This is a genomic window from Gemmatimonadota bacterium, from assembly GCA_009692115.1.
In the GTDB taxonomy this organism is placed as follows: domain Bacteria; phylum Gemmatimonadota; class Gemmatimonadetes; order Gemmatimonadales; family GWC2-71-9; genus SHZU01.
Map to the genome: position 1 here is coordinate 263,561 of SHZU01000002.1, position 15,151 is coordinate 278,711.

The window sequence follows — 15,151 nt, forward strand, 5'->3', positions numbered from 1 at the left end:
CCACCGCTGTCGGAGGTTCTCATGTCTGCTCGACCTGCGACGGTCGCTGCGACGATAGCCCGCTTCATCGCAGGACAAGGCGTCGGCCGGGTCTACACGTTGCCCGGCTCGCATGTGAAGCCGATCTGCAGTGAGTTGGCCCGGCTTGGAATTCGCATCGTCTCGGCGCGACACGAATGCGCCGCGGTCCACATGGCGCACGCTGAAGCAGACCTCACCGGACGAATCGGGATCGCTTTGGTGACGGCCGGACCGGGCCTTACCAATGCCGTCACGGGAATCGCGAGCGCCTATCTGTCGCGGACGCCGCTCCTGGTCATGTCGGCGCGGGTACCCGATCCGCAGGCGGGCATGGGAGCCCTCGAGGAGGTTCCGCAGGCTGACCTCGTACGTCCGGTGTGCCGTTACGTTCGGGAAATCTCCGAGGCGCGTCACGTACTGCCCGGCCTGCACATGGCCGCGACGATCGCGTTGGGCAGCGACGGACCACCGGGACCCGGGTACGTCGACTTCGCCCCGAACCTCCTCGCGCAGGAGATGCCGGACTGGTATCTCGACCGGCATTGGTTCATGCCGGTGGTCCGCCCTGCCCGCTTGCCTCACCATGATAGCATCGCGCTTGCCGCGCAACTTCTTCGCAGTAGTCGGCGGCCGCTCGCAATCGGCGGCCGGGGAGCGCTGGGAGCTGGAGCGGTGTTAGAGAGGTTCCTGCAGGCCTCCGGGTGCCTGTATTTGGACACCAGAGAGAGCCGCGGTGTGGTCCCTCCGGACAACCCTCACGCCGTACCCGCGCTGCGGGCCCGCGCGATGGCCGAAGCGGACTTGGTGATTACCCTTGGCAGACGCCTGGATTTCGAGCTCGCCTACGGCTCGGGTGCTGTCTTCTCCGAATCCGCGCGCTTCATTCGAATCGGTCGCAGTGCGGAGGAGCTGTCTGAGAACCGATGTGGCGACGTCGCCGTCTGCGCCGACGTGGACCGAGCCCTGGAGGCTCTCGCGAATTCCGGCGCTAGACCGGCGGAGGCCGATACGGCCTGGAAGGATGAGCTTATCGCTGCGAACGTCGAGAAGACGCGCATCAAGACGCCGAGCCTGACCACGCGGCCGCCGGGCGCCGACGGGCGGATGCATCCGCTGACGCTCATCGAGGCGATCAACCGAATCATTGACAGCGACACGATCTGCATCGTGGACGGCGGAGACATCCTGTCGTTCGCTCGGATTGGGCTTCGGACGTGGACCTATCTTGACCTGGGGCCGTTTGGATGTCTGGGGTCAGGGGTACCGTACGCCGTGGCTTCCGCTCTGGCGTTCCCTTCTCGGAGGACCATTGCCCTGATCGGCGACGGGGCATTCGGGTTTGGCGCGATGGAAGTCGAAACCGCAGTACGCACGAGCGCTCGGGCGCTCTTCGTGGTCGCGAACAACGACGCCTGGAACATCGAACGCCAAGATCAACTGATGAAGTATCCGGACCAGGATCTCGGGACTGAGCTATCGCCGTGCCGCTACGATCTGCTCGCCAGGTCGCTGGGGGCCCACGGGGAGCGCGTGGAGCGGGCCGTGGACCTGGCGGACGCGCTCGAGCGAGGCCTTGCCAACCTGCCGGCGGTCATCGATGTCGCGGTGACCCGCGATGCCGTGTCACCCGATACGAGGAGTGGACTGGCAAACGTCCCGCCGCTTCACGCAACCCAGTCCTGGGACGACGCGGAGCGACGGATGTTGGAGCGGCCTCCGCTCGGATGAAAAGCCCGGTCGCTCTGCGCTACCCACTATTGCGAGGACTCCAATGCTCCAGATCGACAAGCTCACCCACGTCTATCCGAACGGCACCCGTGCGCTCGACTCGGTGTCGATCGATGTCCCGCGCGGCATGTTCGGGCTCCTCGGCCCAAATGGCGCCGGCAAGTCGACGCTGATGCGCTGCATCGCCAGCTTGCAGGTGCCCACGTCGGGGGCGATCCGCTTCGACTCGATCGATGTCCTCGCGACACCCGACCTGCTGCGGCGCACCCTCGGCTACTTGCCCCAGGACTTTGGCGTCTACCCACGGGTCTCGGCCTACGAGATGCTCGATCATCTGGCCGTGCTCAAAGGCTATGGAGCCCGGGGGGAGCGGCGCGAGGTCGTTGAAGCGCTGCTGCACCAGGTCAACCTGTTCGATGTGCGGCAGAAGGCGCTGGCCGGCTTTTCCGGCGGCATGCGGCAGCGCTTTGGCATCGCCCAGGCCCTGATCGGCCAGCCGCAGCTCCTCATCGTCGATGAGCCGACGGCGGGTCTCGATCCGGAAGAAAGCAACCGGTTCTTGAACCTGCTCGCCGAGACCGCCGAAAACATCGTGGTGATCCTCTCGACCCACATCGTGCAGGACGTGACGGACCTGTGCCAGCGGCTCGCGATCATCGCCGGCGGTCGCATCGTGCGCGCAGGCGCACCTCTCGATCTCATCGCGGAGCTCCGGGGCCGGGTCTGGCGCAAGGCGATCGGGAAGTCCGAGCTCGAATCGCACCGGGCGGCCCACGAGGTCATCGCCACCCGGCTGTTTGGCGGCCGCACCCTGATCCACGTGCTGGCGGACGAGCATCCCGGCGAGGGCTTCGAGCCCGCTGAAGGCGGGCTCGAGGACGTGTACTTCTCGACGCTGTCGCCCAAGCGCCGCGCGGCTTGAGGCCCTGACATGCTACGTCACGTTGCGGGCTTCGAGCTGCGCTACCAGCTCAAGTCGCCGGCATTCTGGATCACTAGCCTGATCTTCTTCCTGCTGACCTTCTCGCTTGTCGGGGCCGACAATCTCCAGATCGGGTGGGGCGGCCAAGTGGTCCGAAACTCGCCCTATACGGTCGCGCTGGTCTCCTTCGTCATGGTGCTGTGGGCGATCTTCATCGTGACGGCCTTCGTGGCGAATGTCGTGGTGCGCGACGACGAGACCCAGTTCGGTCCGATCATCTACGCGACCCCGCTCTCGCGGTTCGACTACTTGTTCGGGCGCTTTACCGGTGCCTTCGGGGCCGGGTGCCTCGCGTTCCTGAGCGTGCCGCTCGGCATCATGATCAGCGCCGCGATGCCGTGGCTCGATCCCGAGACGGTCGGTCCCTTCCGGCTCGGCGACTACCTGTACGTGTACTTCGTCCTCTGCGTGCCGACGCTATTCATCATGAGCGCGGGTCTCTTTGCTTTGGCAACGGCGGCGCGTTCGATGTTCGCCACCTACATCGGGGCGCTCGTCGTCATCATGCTCTACCTCGTGACGGTGATTTACTTCCGGCGAGCTGAGTATGCTTCCACGGCCGCGTTGCTCGATCCGTTCGGTCTGTCGGCCCTGCGCGCGGTGACCCGGAACTGGACCCCGAGCGAGCGGAACGTGCTGTTGCCGCCGATGCAGGGGGCGATGCTCCAGAACCGCGCGTTCTGGCTCGCCGTGAGTTTTGCCCTGCTCGGGTTCGCGTGGCGGGTGTTTCGCCCGGAGCGCCGATGGCTGGCCAAGGGGCGCAAGGTGGACCGCGGGGCGCAGGGCGTCGGGCCGGCGGTTGCGCCGGCGCGCCGGCTTCCCGCCGGACCGTCTTCGCATCGCGACTTGGGTTGGGGGCCCCTCGCCGCGTTGACCCGATTCGACATGCTGACCGCACTTCGGAGCCCCGCCTACGTGATCATGCTCGGCATCGCGTTCATCAACGCGATCGTCGGGTTGTGGCTGGCCGGCGATGACTCGGTGAGCACGATCTTCCCGGTCACCCGCGTCATGATTCAGACCCTCATCGAGCAGTTTACGGTCATCCCGCTGGTTATCGCCGCCTACTACGCTGGTGAACTCGTCTGGCGCGACCGTGAGCTACGGGTGCACGAGATCGTCGACGCGACGCCGGCGTCGGATGTGGCGTTCTTCGTGCCGAAGATCCTCGCAATCGCGATCGTGCTGTTCTCGACGGCGCTCATCAGCGTCGCCGCCGCGGTCTCGGTCCAGGCGCTCAAGGGCTACACCACGTTCGAATTCAGCCACTACCTCATGTGGTATGTGCTGCCGTGGCTCGTCAACATGGTGCTCTACGCCGTGCTCGCGGTGTTCGTCCAGACCCTCGTGCCGCACAAGTTCGTGGGTCTCTTGGTCATGCTGCTCTTCATCGTCGCGCAGCTGACGCTCGCGGGGCTCGGTTTCGAGCATAACCTCTACCGTTATGGCTCGACCCCGCCGGTGCCGCTCTCGGACATGAACGGCCAGGGCCCGTTCGCCGGGTATGCCGCCTGGTTCCACGCGTACTGGACGGCGGGCGCCACGGTCCTCGCCGTACTCGCCTACGCGCTGTGGCGACGGGGCGTGTCTGCGCCACTGCTCGTCCGCCTGAAGGGTGTCCCGGCCCGGCTGGCCGGGCCGGCGGGGTGGATCATGACCACCGCCGCCGTCGTCATGGCGGCCCTCGGCGGGTTCATTTACTACAACACCAACATCGTCAACGAGTATCGGACCTTCCTCGACAGTGAGCGGTGGCTCGCGGCGCACGAGAAGGCGCGAGCCGCCTTTGCATCCGCACCGCAGCCGCGGATCACGGACGTGACCCTCGCGATCGACATCTTTCCAGAGGAGCCCAGGGTCGTCACCCGCGGCACCTACGTCATCGAGAACCGCACGGACTCGGCATTGAGCCAGGTGCACGTGTCATGGCCGCACGCGCTCGAGGTGAAGTCATTCATCGGCCCGATCGACGTGGGCGCGCTCCAGATGCGCTCGCTCGAGGTCACCGGCGCCCGCCTGACGCGCGAGCTGCCGGATATGAACTACCGGATCTATACGTTCGACGTACCCCTCGCACCCGGCAAGCGGCGCGAGATCCGCTTTGAGACCGTCCGCGAGCAGCACGGGTTCCGCAACTCGAACAACGAGACCCGGGTCGTCGCGAACGGGACCTTCCTCGATAACCTGCAGATCACGCCCTCGCTCGGGGTGGACCGCCAGTATCGGATCAGCGGTCGCTCCAAGCGCCGCAAGTACGGGCTGCCGGATGATCTCGGACCGGCGAAGCTCGAGGATGAAGGCGCCCGGGGATTCCATTACCTCAGGCGCGACAGCGACTGGGTCAACGCCGACCTGACAGTGTCCACGGTCGCGGATCAAACGATCCTGGCGCCCGGCTACTTGGTCGACACCAAGGTCGCTGACGGCCGGCGGGTCGCGCACTTTCGCACCGAGGCGCCGATCCACAACTTTTTCTCGATCCAGTCGGCCGCGTACGCGGTCCGCGAGGATCGCTGGAAGGACGTGGCGCTCGCGGTCTACCATCATCCTGCGCACGCCTACAACGTCGAGGGCATGATCGCCCTCATGAAGGAATCGCTGGACTACTTCTCGGAGAATTTCAGCCCGTTCCAGTTCCGGCAGCTCCGGGTCGTCGAGTTCCCAGCCTACCGCAATTTCGCCCAGTCGTTCCCGGGTACCATCGCGCACTCGGAGGCCGCCGGCTTCATCTTCGACACGTCGAGACCGGAGAACGCGGACTTGGTCACCTACATCACCGCGCATGAAACCGCCCACCAGTGGTGGTTTCACCAGGTCGTGAGCGCCGATATGCAGGGCATGACGGTGCTCTCGGAGACACTCGCGCAGTACTCGGCGCTCATGATCATGGAGCGGCTCTATGGGCCGGAGAACATCCGCAGATTTCTCAAACGGTCGCTCGACGGCTATTTGAACGGCCGGGGTAGCGAGGCGGTCGAGGAGTTGCCGCTCCAGCGCGTCAACGGCCAGAGCCAGGCGTACATCGGGTACCAGAAGGGGGCGCTGGTCATGTACCTGCTCAAGGACCAGATCGGCGAGGCGGCGGTCAACCGCGCGCTGCAGGCTCTGCTCCGTGACTTTGCGTTCAAGGGCCCGCCGTATCCACGGTCGCTCGAACTGGTGAGTCGCCTGCGGGCCGAGGCGGGGCCCGAGCATCAGCAGCTCATCACGGACCTGTTTGAGAAGATCACGCTCTACGATCTCAAGGTCGCCAGCGCGCGTTCCAGCCAGCGGCCGGATGGCAAGTGGAACGTGGAGATTGAGGTCGAGGCCCGGAAGCTCTACGCGGACGGCAAGGGCGTCGAGACCGAGGCCGTTCTCGACGAAGCCTTCGACATTGGAGTATTCGCGGCCGAGCCGGGCACGACGGGCTACACCAAGGCGAGCGTCTTGTCGGTGGAACGAGGGCGCGTGCGCAGCGGTCGGCAGACGCTCACCGTCGTCGTCGATCAGGAGCCCAAGTTCGCGGGGGTCGACCCCTACAACAAGTACGTGGACCGCCATCCCAGCGACAACGTGGCGAGGGTGGAGAGTGCCGTGGTGCCTTAGGGCATCCGGCCGTACTTCTTGAGCGCCGCCACCACCCGGTCCCCCGGCAGTCCGTAGAGCCGGATCCCGTCCGCCCCCGTCATCGTCTCCGATGCGAGCATCGCGTTCACGACCGCCTCTTCAGTTGCGTCGATCGTGGATTGGAAGAATCCGTCGATCCGATCGTTCTCGAGCATCTTGATCGTCGCGATCGGGGCGATCCCGCCGGCGTAGCCCGCGGCCCTTGCGTCCTCCCGATTGGCGGTCGAGAACGCGAGAAATAAGTCGCCCGACCCGTTGGCGGCCCAACTCCCCAACCGGCCCAGCCCCATGCCCACCCGCCGAGCGACCCGCTCCAGCTGATGCGGCAGGAGCGGCGCGTCGGTCGCCACCACGACGATGATCGAGCCTCGGCCTAACGGTCCGTCGGCGGGCTCGTCACCGGCCCCACGCCCATCGCCACCCCCACCCCCGTCGCACCGGCGGATGCCCCGGGTCCACGGCCGGCTCAACGGTCCGTCCAGCACCGTGCAGATCCGGAGGTCGGTGATCTCCCGGCCTACCGGCGCCCCGAGGATGTGGAGGTCGCCGGCGAAGTTGCACTGGACCAGGACGCCTAGCGTGAAACTCGTGGCCGAATCGACCTGGACCACCCGGGACGAGGTCCCGATGCCGCCCTTGAAGCCGTTGCACCCCATCCCGGTCCCGCCCCCTACCGCCCCTTCGACCACCCGACCGGTCCGGGCGCTGTCGAGGGCCGCCCACGCGTGCTCAGGCTTGACGTGCTCGCCGTTGGCGTCGTTGAGGAAATCGAAGGTCTCCGCCACCAGCGGATAGGTGAACAGGAGCTCGCGGCCCCGGGCCAGTTGCCATTGAATCGCGGCGTCCCGGACGGTGCCGACACTGTGGGTCCCGGTGATCAGGATCGGGCCCTCGAGGAAGCCCGATTCCTTGACCCAATTGGTCCCGGTCATGTCGCCGTTGCCGTTCTGGTTGAAGGTCGCCGCCATCACGAAGTCCCAGTCGCCGCGGGGCCGAGGAAGGATCGCGGTCACCCCGGTGCGGACCGGCCCTTGGTGGGGGATCAACTTGCCCGAGCCCCGAATGATGGTGGCGTGTCCGACCGCGACGCCGGGTACGTCGGTGATCGCGTTGGCGGGACCAGGGCGCCCGGGGAAGGGAATGCCGAGGTCGCGACCACGAGGCCGGGACTGGGCGGCGAGGGGAGCGACAAGCACCGTGAGCAGGAGGAGGAATCTCATGGGGGTCCTTTCGGCGTTACAATTCGAGCTTCTTCTTCCAGTACCAGGCCAGGCCGTGGTAGCTGGCTCGAAACCCGGAGAACTCCCGGGCGGCCTGGACGGCCGCTGGGTCGGCCTTGCCGGCCAGCCAGTGGGTGACGTGTTCATCGAACCGGTCAGCCCGGACCTCGTCGGGTAGATCTTCCATGAGCAGACGGCGGGCTGCTTCAGTCCACTCATGGAGGCCTCGCCGGAGGTCGGCGAACTGGGTCGGGGGATCTTCGTGAAAGCCGTAGTGGGTGCTGAAGAGCCGACGAGGTGCCCAGGCCTCAATCCGGTCGATGCTCGCGAGCCAGTCATCGAGGTGAAAGTCGGGTGGCGGGGTGACCGGCATGGTGGCCGGCAGCTGCGGTAATCGGATCCCGCCACAGTCGCCGACATAGGCTGTGCGGTCGGCCACATCGTAGTACGCCACGTGATGCACGGCATGCCCCGGGGTATGGAGGACATCGAACCGCCGGTTCCCCACTCGAATGGTCTCGCCGCCCACCAGGGGGCGGACTTGAGCCGCCGGCACCGGTAAGAACGGGCCCCACAACCGGTCCATGTCGGCGCCAAAGACGCGGGTGGCGCTGGCCACCAATTTGGCCGGACTGATGAGGTGTTTGGCCCCGAGTTCGTGGACATAGACCACGAGGTTGGGGTTTTGGTCCACCAGGAGCCCGGTGGCGCCGGCGTGATCGAAGTGAATGTGCGTGAGCAGAATGGCGTGGAGATCTTGGATTCGGACGCCGAGGCGGCCGAGTTCCGCGGTCAGGGTCTCGAGGGTTGATCCGGGCCCGGTATCGAGAAGAACGGGGCCGGCGTCGGTGGCCAAGAGCTGGGAGGCGACGTACGTTTCTCGCCCAAGGTGGCGGACGTCGATCGTGGTGTCAGTGAGGGTCATCGAAGAAATCTAAGGAGTCGGCAATCATGGCGCAGCGGATTCTGATTACGGCGGCAGCCTCAGGCATTGGACTGGCGATTGCCCGGCGGTTCGTCGCCGATGGCCACCAGGTCCATATCTGCGATGTCAATCCGCAAGCGGTGGAAGCCGCCAGGGCTACGTTGCCGGGGGCCAGGGGCAGCGTGGCCGATGTCGGCCAGCCGAAGCAGGTCGAGGCGCTGTTCGCCGAAGCCCTCGGCTGGATGGGCGGCATCGACGTCCTGATCAACAACCACGGCATTGCCGGCCCAAGGGGGTTCATCGAGGACCTCGACTACGACGAGTGGGACCACTGCATTCGAGTCAATCTGGGCGGGATGTTCTACACCATCAAGAACGCCGTGCCCCACATGAAAAAGCAGCGGAGCGGTTGCATTATCAACCTGTCGACGAGTTCGGCGCGGACGATGCTCCCGAAGCGTGCCGCCTACGTGGCCGGCAAGGTCGGGGTGCTGGGCCTGACCAAGAACTGCGCTCGTGAACTGGGTCCCTGGAACATTCGCTGCAACACGGTGTTGCCGGGGTTCATGAACAACGCCCGGGGCCGGGGGGTGTTGGCCAAGGTGGCGGCCGACAAGGGCATTCCGGCGGCGCAATTGGAACAGGAAGCCCTCCAATACGTTTCGATGCGGACCTGGATTGAGATGGACGAAATCGCCGATCTCTGCGCGTTTCTGGCCAGCGATCAGGCCAAGCACATCTCCGGCCAGGAAATCGCCGTCGATGGGAACGCGGAGTGGGAAGAATGATGAGCCGGACCGCGCTGGTTACGGGCTGGCTCCTGACGGCAGCGGTGGCCGGGGCGGCGGCCCAAACGCCGATCGACTCGGCGCTCTTCGCCTATGTTCGCGGTCTCAGGGCCATCGACAATCATGCCCATCCGGTGTCGACCGCGCCGGGCGACCGGGATTTCGATGCTTTGCCGATCGACGGCTTTCCGCCGTTTGCGTTTCCACTCCGCTTGTCGGCGGACAATCCGGAGTTGGTCGAGGCCTGGCGGGACCTCTACGGGTACCGCTATACCGACCGATCGGAGTCCCATCTGACCGAGCTCAAGGCCCTGAAGAGCAAGGCCAAGGCGGAGCAGGGCGACAACTACCCGGCTTGGGTGCTCGACCGGCTCGGGATCGGGGTCCAATTGGCTAACCGCATGGCGCTCGACCGGGGCGTGACGTCGCGCCGATTCCGGTGGGTGTCGTTTGTCGACCCGTTGCTGTTCCCGCTCGATACCAAGGCCCTTCAGACCACGCCGGACCGAGCCGACCTGTTTCCGAAAACCGAGAAGAACCTTCGGCGCTACCTCGGGGATCTCGGCGTCAAGTCGTTGCCGGCCACGTTCGGGGCGTATCTCAGCCGAGTGGTGACCCCGACGCTTGAACGGATGGCGGCGGGCGGCGCGGTGGCAGTGAAGTTCGAGGCGGCCTATCTCCGGAAACTCGATTTTGGCGCAGCGTCCGCCACGGACGCGGGGGCAGTGTATGACCGCTACCGGACCGGCGGGGCTCCCTCGCCGGCGCGGTACCGGCCGCTGCAGGACTACCTGTTCCGGTACATCGGCCGCGAGGCCGGGCGGCTCGGGATGGCGGTGCATATCCACTCCGCGGACGGCGCGGGTGGATACTTCGAGGCCGCCGGCAGCGATCCGCTGTTGCTCGAGCCGGCGCTCAACGACTCCTCTCTTCGGCGGACGAACTTCGTGATCGTCCACGGCGGCTGGCCGAATACCCGGAACACGATGTCGCTGTTTGCCAGACCTAACGTGTATGCGGATTTCTCGTTTCTGAGCAACATGCTGACCGCGCATACCTTGGCGGGCGTGCTCCGCGAATGGCTGAGTGCCTATCCCGACCGGATCCTGTTTGGGTCCGATGCGTATCCGAACGACGAGGTGGTCGGGTGGGAGGAGTGGGGCTGGCTCGGGAGTGTGGCCGGACGGAAGGGCCTCGCCATGGCCCTTTCCGGCATGATGGCCGACGGGGAGATTTCCCGCGACCGCGCCTACGACATCGCCCGCCTGGTCATGCGGGACAACGCGGCGCGGCTCTATCGAATCACCCTCGAATAGCCCCGGGTCGAATCTGCCTAACGGCGAGCCGGGTCGTCGGGAGGCGGGGTCCGAGAATGGCCCGGGGTGGGAGCCGGGCCCCGACGGGGTTAGATTATCCCCGTGGCTTTGATGTGGATGGACCGACGCCGGCTTTTCCGGGGCTGGTCGCCGCAGGACTCCCACCGAGATCGCCGATGTCCCAATTCAAATCCGAACAGCGCCGAATCCGGCACCATGGTCGAGATTTCCATTTCGTGGCCTATGAGGGCCGGCTCGCCAACGATCGCCGGGGCGAAACCGAGCTTCCCGCCATGTGGTTTTTGATGAACGAGGGCAAACGGACGGCGGTGTTGCCGCACGAGCTCGGGCAGCTCCCGGAGTCGATCGACGCCCAACTGGTCGGATGGCTCGATGACAACGTGTTCACGGCGGGGGCCACGCAGGTGGTGGGGCCGTCGCTCCCGACGGCGGAGAAGCCTCATTCCTGGCGCCGGAGCCGGGTCAGAGGCGGCTCCGAGGAGTAGTCCCCCGCCGGTCATTGCCCAGCGACCCCGCCTCAATGGCGGGGTTTTTCCACCCCACCCCCAGGCCCGTTAATCTCCAGACTGCCCACCCCGTTGCCAACTCGCGAAGGGGCACACGCTCGGGGCTCGCGCCAATCCGTTCGGGAGGGAACATGAAGGCAAGAACGTGGGTAATTGGTGCAGTGCTCCTTGGCACCCAACCGGGAGGCCTCTCGGGGCAGGAGTCGAAGGTGGCCCTGTTCGGGTCGATGCTCAAGGGGGAAGTGCTCGGGACCACCGGGGTGCAGGCGGTGCGCTGGCTACCGGGGTCTCTGGGTTACCTCGATGAGGCGTCCGGCCAGGGCGGTTTCGTTGCGATAACCCCCCGGACTGGGGCCCGGGCACCGGTGTTCACGGCCGCGGTCGTGGCCAAGCTCCGGGCGGAGTTTCCGGGCCCCGACTTGCCGTTCACCCGGTTTGACCTCGAACGAAACGGTACGGCGATCCGCTTCGAATCCGGCGGCCGGCCGTACCTGTTTGCCACCGACTCCCTGCGGCTTCACCGCCTGGCCGTGCCCGCGAAAGTCGGTCCGCTCGATTTGGCCACCGCCGAGCCCGGCAAGTATTCGCCGACCTGGCGACACTACGCCTTCATCCGCGACTACGACAATCTCTTTCTGCTCGACACCGAGACCGGGGCCGAGGAACAGATCGCCCGAGGGACCTCGGAGGACAACCTGATCGGGTTCCTGGGGGCGGGGCCGTGGTTCGTGTGGTCGCCCGACGGACGGCGGATCGCCTACCTCAAGGCCGACCAACGGGGCTTCCACCAGTATCCGATCCTCCGCGACCTCGATCGGAAGGCCACGGTCGAACGGTTTCGGTATCCGTTTACGGTGGACCCCGACCCCCCGCTGGAGCTTCACGTCTACGACGTCGGAACGAAACGAGATGTCGTCGTAGCCCAGGGGAATCCGGCCATGCCGTTCCTTCGCGATCTCGAGTGGGTGCCGGACGGATCCGAGTTGACCTACCAGGTGGTCAGCCGGTTCGAGAACCGGCTCGAGCTCACCGGTTTCGATCCTCGGACCGGGGTGACCCGCACCTGGCTGGTCGACACCAGCGCGACCTATCTCGATCCGCCCAATAATTTTCGAGTCCTCGCCGACGGACGATTTCTCTGGAGCTCTGAAGGTTCCGGATGGCGTCACCTCGCGCTCTACGACCGGCAGGGCCGGAAGCTCCGGCAGTTGACCTCGGGCGAATGGGTCGTAAACGAGGTCGTGGGCATCGATGAAAAAGCCGGGATCGTCTTTTTCACGGGCGTTACCAACCTCGGACTCGAGCAGCACCTGTTCCGGGTTCGACTTGATGGGACCGGCCTCACCCAAGTGACCCGGGACTCGGGCTGGCACGAGGTGTCGCTCAGTCCCGATCAGACCGCGTTCGTCGACCGGCACTCCTCGCTCCGCACCCCTCCTTCGGTCACGATGCGGGCCATTGACGGCACGGCGCTCCGCTCGATGGCGACATCGGATCCGGCCCGGCTCACGGCACTCGGACTCACGCCCCCGGAACTCCTGACCCTCCGCGGGGCCGACGGCGTGACCCCGATCCAGGGGATGCTCTTTCGCCCGGCCGACTTCGATCCGGCCAAGCGCTACCCGGTCATCGTGTCGGTTTACGGCGGCCCCCATACCAAGGCCATTCGCGATCGGTTCGAGACCACCGATTTCCGGGCGGCACTCGCGCAGCTTGGCTTTCTGGTCTTCGAGGTCGACGCCCGGGGCACCCTCGGCCGGGGCAAGGCGTTCCAGTCGGGCAACTACCTTCGGATGGGACAGGTCGATGTCGATGACCAAGCGGCCGCCGTCCGCCAGTTGGGGCGGCGCCCGTACGTCGACTCGACGCGGATTGGCGTGACCGGGATTTCGCACGGCGGGTATTTGACCCTGATGATGGTGCTTCGGTATCCCGACGTGTTCCAGGTGGGCGTGACCGGGGCGCCGATTACCGATCTTCGGAACGGACCCCGACAGTATATCGGCCGGATCATGCGGACGCCGGACGCCAACGCCGACGGCTACGAGAAGGGTGATGTGTTGGGCCTGGCTGCAACCCTCCGGAGCCGGCTCCTGATCTTCTATGGCACCAACGATCACAATGCCGTGGTCGCCAATACCATGCAACTGGCGCGAAAACTGATTGACGCCGGGCGGCCGTTTGACATGGCGGTCTATCCGAACGGCGACCACGTGCTCGGCGGTGCGGACGGGATCCACGGGCTCAAGACGACGGTCAGTTATTTCCTGGAACACTTGCGGCCGGAAGGCTGGGAGGCGAGTCGTGCGGCACTGTGGCAATAGCATCTGGGGTGGGATTCTTGTCGCGGCGAGTCTCGGCCTTGGCGCCGAACCAGCCGCGACGCAAACGATCAATCGATTTGGGGTCCCGATTCCGATGCGGGACGGCGTTCGATTGGTGGCCAATGTGTGGGTCCCGGATGGTCGCGGCCGGTTTCCGACCGTCCTGCTCCGAACGCCTTACGACAAGACGTCTCAGTTCACCCGGTATCGGCTGACCAACTACGTCAAGGCGGGTTACGCCGTTGTCGTCCAGGATACCAGGGGGCGCGGCGACTCCGAGGGCCAGTTCGATTTCTATTTCCCGGAGGGGCGAGACGGATTCGATACCATTGAGTGGATCGCGGCCCAGGCTTGGTCCAACGGCCGAGTCGGCACCGACGGCGGGTCGTACCTGGGCACCGTTCAGTGGCTGGCCGCTCGGGAACGGCCGCCGCATTTGTCCTGCATGATTCCCTCGGTGTCCTCGGGGCGCCTCTTCGATGAAATCCCCTATCAGGGCGGCGCCTTCCGATTGGATTGGGCCCTTTCGTGGCTCAATATGACGTCGGGCCGGGTTGAACAGGGCGCCCTGAACGGCCTGATCCAATGGGACTCTCTCCTCGTCCAGCGGCCGCTGGTACGTCTCGACACGTTGATGGGCCGACCGATGCGGCTCTATCAACAATTCCTGGCCCACGGAACCCTCGATGCGTATTGGAAGCGAATCCATTTCACCGATCAAGACTTTGCGAGAATCACGATTCCAACCCTCACCTTCACCGGCTGGTTCGACGGCGATCAGAGCGGCGCGCTGTCGTATTGGGATGGGATGTCTCGACGTCCCGGCGGGGCGGGGGACAACTTCCTCGTCATCGGCCCCTGGACCCATGTCGGGAGTTACTTGGGCGGCGGACTTAGCGTGGGCGCGTTCCGGTTTGACTCCGCCGCGATCATCAAGACTCAAGAGCTCCGGATCAAGTTCTTCGATTGGTGCCTCAAGCAGACGCGCCCGCGGTTCGATGAGCCCCGAGTTCGGGTCTATGTCATGGGTAGCAACCAGTGGGTCGAGAGCGACCGCTACCCGCTGGAGCGGACCGAAACGCGGTCGTACTATTTCCGGAGCGGCGGGCGGGCCAACAGTCTCGAGGGCGACGGGGCCCTGTCGATCGAGGCGCCGAGCGATGACCCGCCCGACCGGTTCGAGTACGATCCGAGACGCCCGGTGCCGAGTAGCGAGCCGGCCACCGATCAACGGGAGATCGAGCGGCGTTCCGATGTCTTGGTGTATACCACTCCGGCCCTTGACCATCCCGTGCACGTGCTCGGGCGCGTGTTCGTCGAACTTACGATTGCGTCCGACGCGCTCGATACGGACTTCACGGCCAAACTGGTGGACGTGGCTCCCGACGGGCAGGCGGTGCTCTTGGGCCCAGTAGCCACCGGGGTGATCCGGACCCGGTACCGGAACGGCCCCGAGCGGCAGGATCTGTTGGTACCCGGCAAAGCCACGCCGGTGCGGATCGAGTTGGCCGATGTCGGGCACAGTTTCCTTGCCGGACATCGGATTCGGGTCGAGATCTCGAGTAGCGCCTTCCCCTACATCGATGCCAATCCCAATACCGGCCGACCGATCGCGACGGACACGACTTGGCGGGTTGCTACGCAATCCGTCTACCACGACCGGGCTCGGCCGTCACGGCTCTTGCTCCCGGTAGTCTCTTTGACGAGGTAG

The 15,151-nt window shown here is 65.6% G+C and carries 10 protein-coding genes; 8 read left to right on the forward strand and 2 right to left on the reverse strand.

Annotated features, from left to right (window positions below; all coding sequences use genetic code 11):
* The first annotated feature begins 21 nt into the window (after window positions 1–21).
* From EXR94_03700 to EXR94_03710, 3 genes are read left to right on the forward strand one after another with little or no spacing between them, the layout of a single operon-like run.
* Window positions 22–1,749 (forward strand): thiamine pyrophosphate-binding protein, encoded by a 1,728-nt coding sequence (locus EXR94_03700; protein ID MSR01833.1) that lies wholly within the window; start codon window positions 22–24, stop codon window positions 1,747–1,749.
* 43 nt (window positions 1,750–1,792) lie between these two features.
* Window positions 1,793–2,671 (forward strand): ABC transporter ATP-binding protein, encoded by an 879-nt coding sequence (locus EXR94_03705; GenBank protein ID MSR01834.1) that lies wholly within the window; start codon window positions 1,793–1,795, stop codon window positions 2,669–2,671.
* A gap of 9 nt (window positions 2,672–2,680) precedes the next feature.
* Window positions 2,681–6,319 carry an aminopeptidase gene (locus EXR94_03710; GenBank protein MSR01835.1) on the forward strand — a complete coding sequence of 1,213 codons (3,639 nt, stop codon included), beginning with the start codon at window positions 2,681–2,683 and terminating at the stop codon, window positions 6,317–6,319.
* Here EXR94_03710 and EXR94_03715 read toward each other — a convergent pair.
* Both EXR94_03715 and EXR94_03720 read right to left on the reverse strand, forming a co-directional pair.
* Window positions 6,316–7,560, reverse strand: coding sequence for a S58 family peptidase (locus EXR94_03715; GenBank protein ID MSR01836.1), 1,245 nt, complete (start codon window positions 7,558–7,560; stop codon window positions 6,316–6,318). The two genes, EXR94_03710 and EXR94_03715, sit on opposite strands and share 4 nt — an antisense overlap.
* Before the next feature lie 16 nt (window positions 7,561–7,576).
* The gene (locus tag EXR94_03720; GenBank protein ID MSR01837.1) at window positions 7,577–8,485 is read right to left on the reverse strand and encodes an MBL fold metallo-hydrolase; all 909 of its coding nucleotides are present in this window, start codon (window positions 8,483–8,485) and stop codon (window positions 7,577–7,579) included.
* A 23-nt stretch (window positions 8,486–8,508) separates the two neighbouring features.
* Between EXR94_03720 and EXR94_03725 the strand changes: the two genes are divergently transcribed.
* The 5 genes from EXR94_03725 to EXR94_03745 all read left to right on the forward strand — a co-directional run bounded on the left by EXR94_03725 (window position 8,509) and on the right by EXR94_03745 (window position 15,151).
* Complete coding sequence (locus tag EXR94_03725; GenBank protein MSR01838.1) at window positions 8,509–9,273, forward strand: SDR family oxidoreductase; 765 nt, start codon at window positions 8,509–8,511, stop codon at window positions 9,271–9,273.
* A complete protein-coding gene (locus tag EXR94_03730) occupies window positions 9,270–10,589 on the forward strand; it encodes an amidohydrolase (protein ID MSR01839.1) in 1,320 nt (439 codons plus the stop codon). The genes EXR94_03725 and EXR94_03730 overlap by 4 nt, the downstream gene beginning before the upstream one ends.
* A 176-nt stretch (window positions 10,590–10,765) precedes the next feature.
* Window positions 10,766–11,095 (forward strand): hypothetical protein, encoded by a 330-nt coding sequence (locus EXR94_03735; protein ID MSR01840.1) that lies wholly within the window; start codon window positions 10,766–10,768, stop codon window positions 11,093–11,095.
* Window positions 11,096–11,277: 182 nt separating this feature from the next.
* Window positions 11,278–13,440, forward strand: coding sequence for a S9 family peptidase (locus EXR94_03740; GenBank protein MSR01841.1), 2,163 nt, complete (start codon window positions 11,278–11,280; stop codon window positions 13,438–13,440).
* Window positions 13,421–15,151 carry a CocE/NonD family hydrolase gene (locus EXR94_03745; protein MSR01842.1) on the forward strand — a complete coding sequence of 577 codons (1,731 nt, stop codon included), beginning with the start codon at window positions 13,421–13,423 and terminating at the stop codon, window positions 15,149–15,151. The genes EXR94_03740 and EXR94_03745 overlap by 20 nt, the downstream gene beginning before the upstream one ends.

Coding starts and splice junctions, on each gene's coding strand:
- EXR94_03700 (MSR01833.1), top strand. CDS start 22: ATGTCTGCTCGACCTGCGACGGTCGCTGCGACGATAGCCCGCTTCATC.
- EXR94_03730 (MSR01839.1), top strand. CDS start 9,270: ATGATGAGCCGGACCGCGCTGGTTACGGGCTGGCTCCTGACGGCAGCG.
- EXR94_03715 (MSR01836.1), bottom strand. CDS start 7,560: ATGAGATTCCTCCTCCTGCTCACGGTGCTTGTCGCTCCCCTCGCCGCC.
- EXR94_03735 (MSR01840.1), top strand. CDS start 10,766: ATGTCCCAATTCAAATCCGAACAGCGCCGAATCCGGCACCATGGTCGA.
- EXR94_03705 (MSR01834.1), top strand. CDS start 1,793: ATGCTCCAGATCGACAAGCTCACCCACGTCTATCCGAACGGCACCCGT.
- EXR94_03710 (MSR01835.1), top strand. CDS start 2,681: ATGCTACGTCACGTTGCGGGCTTCGAGCTGCGCTACCAGCTCAAGTCG.
- EXR94_03720 (MSR01837.1), bottom strand. CDS start 8,485: ATGACCCTCACTGACACCACGATCGACGTCCGCCACCTTGGGCGAGAA.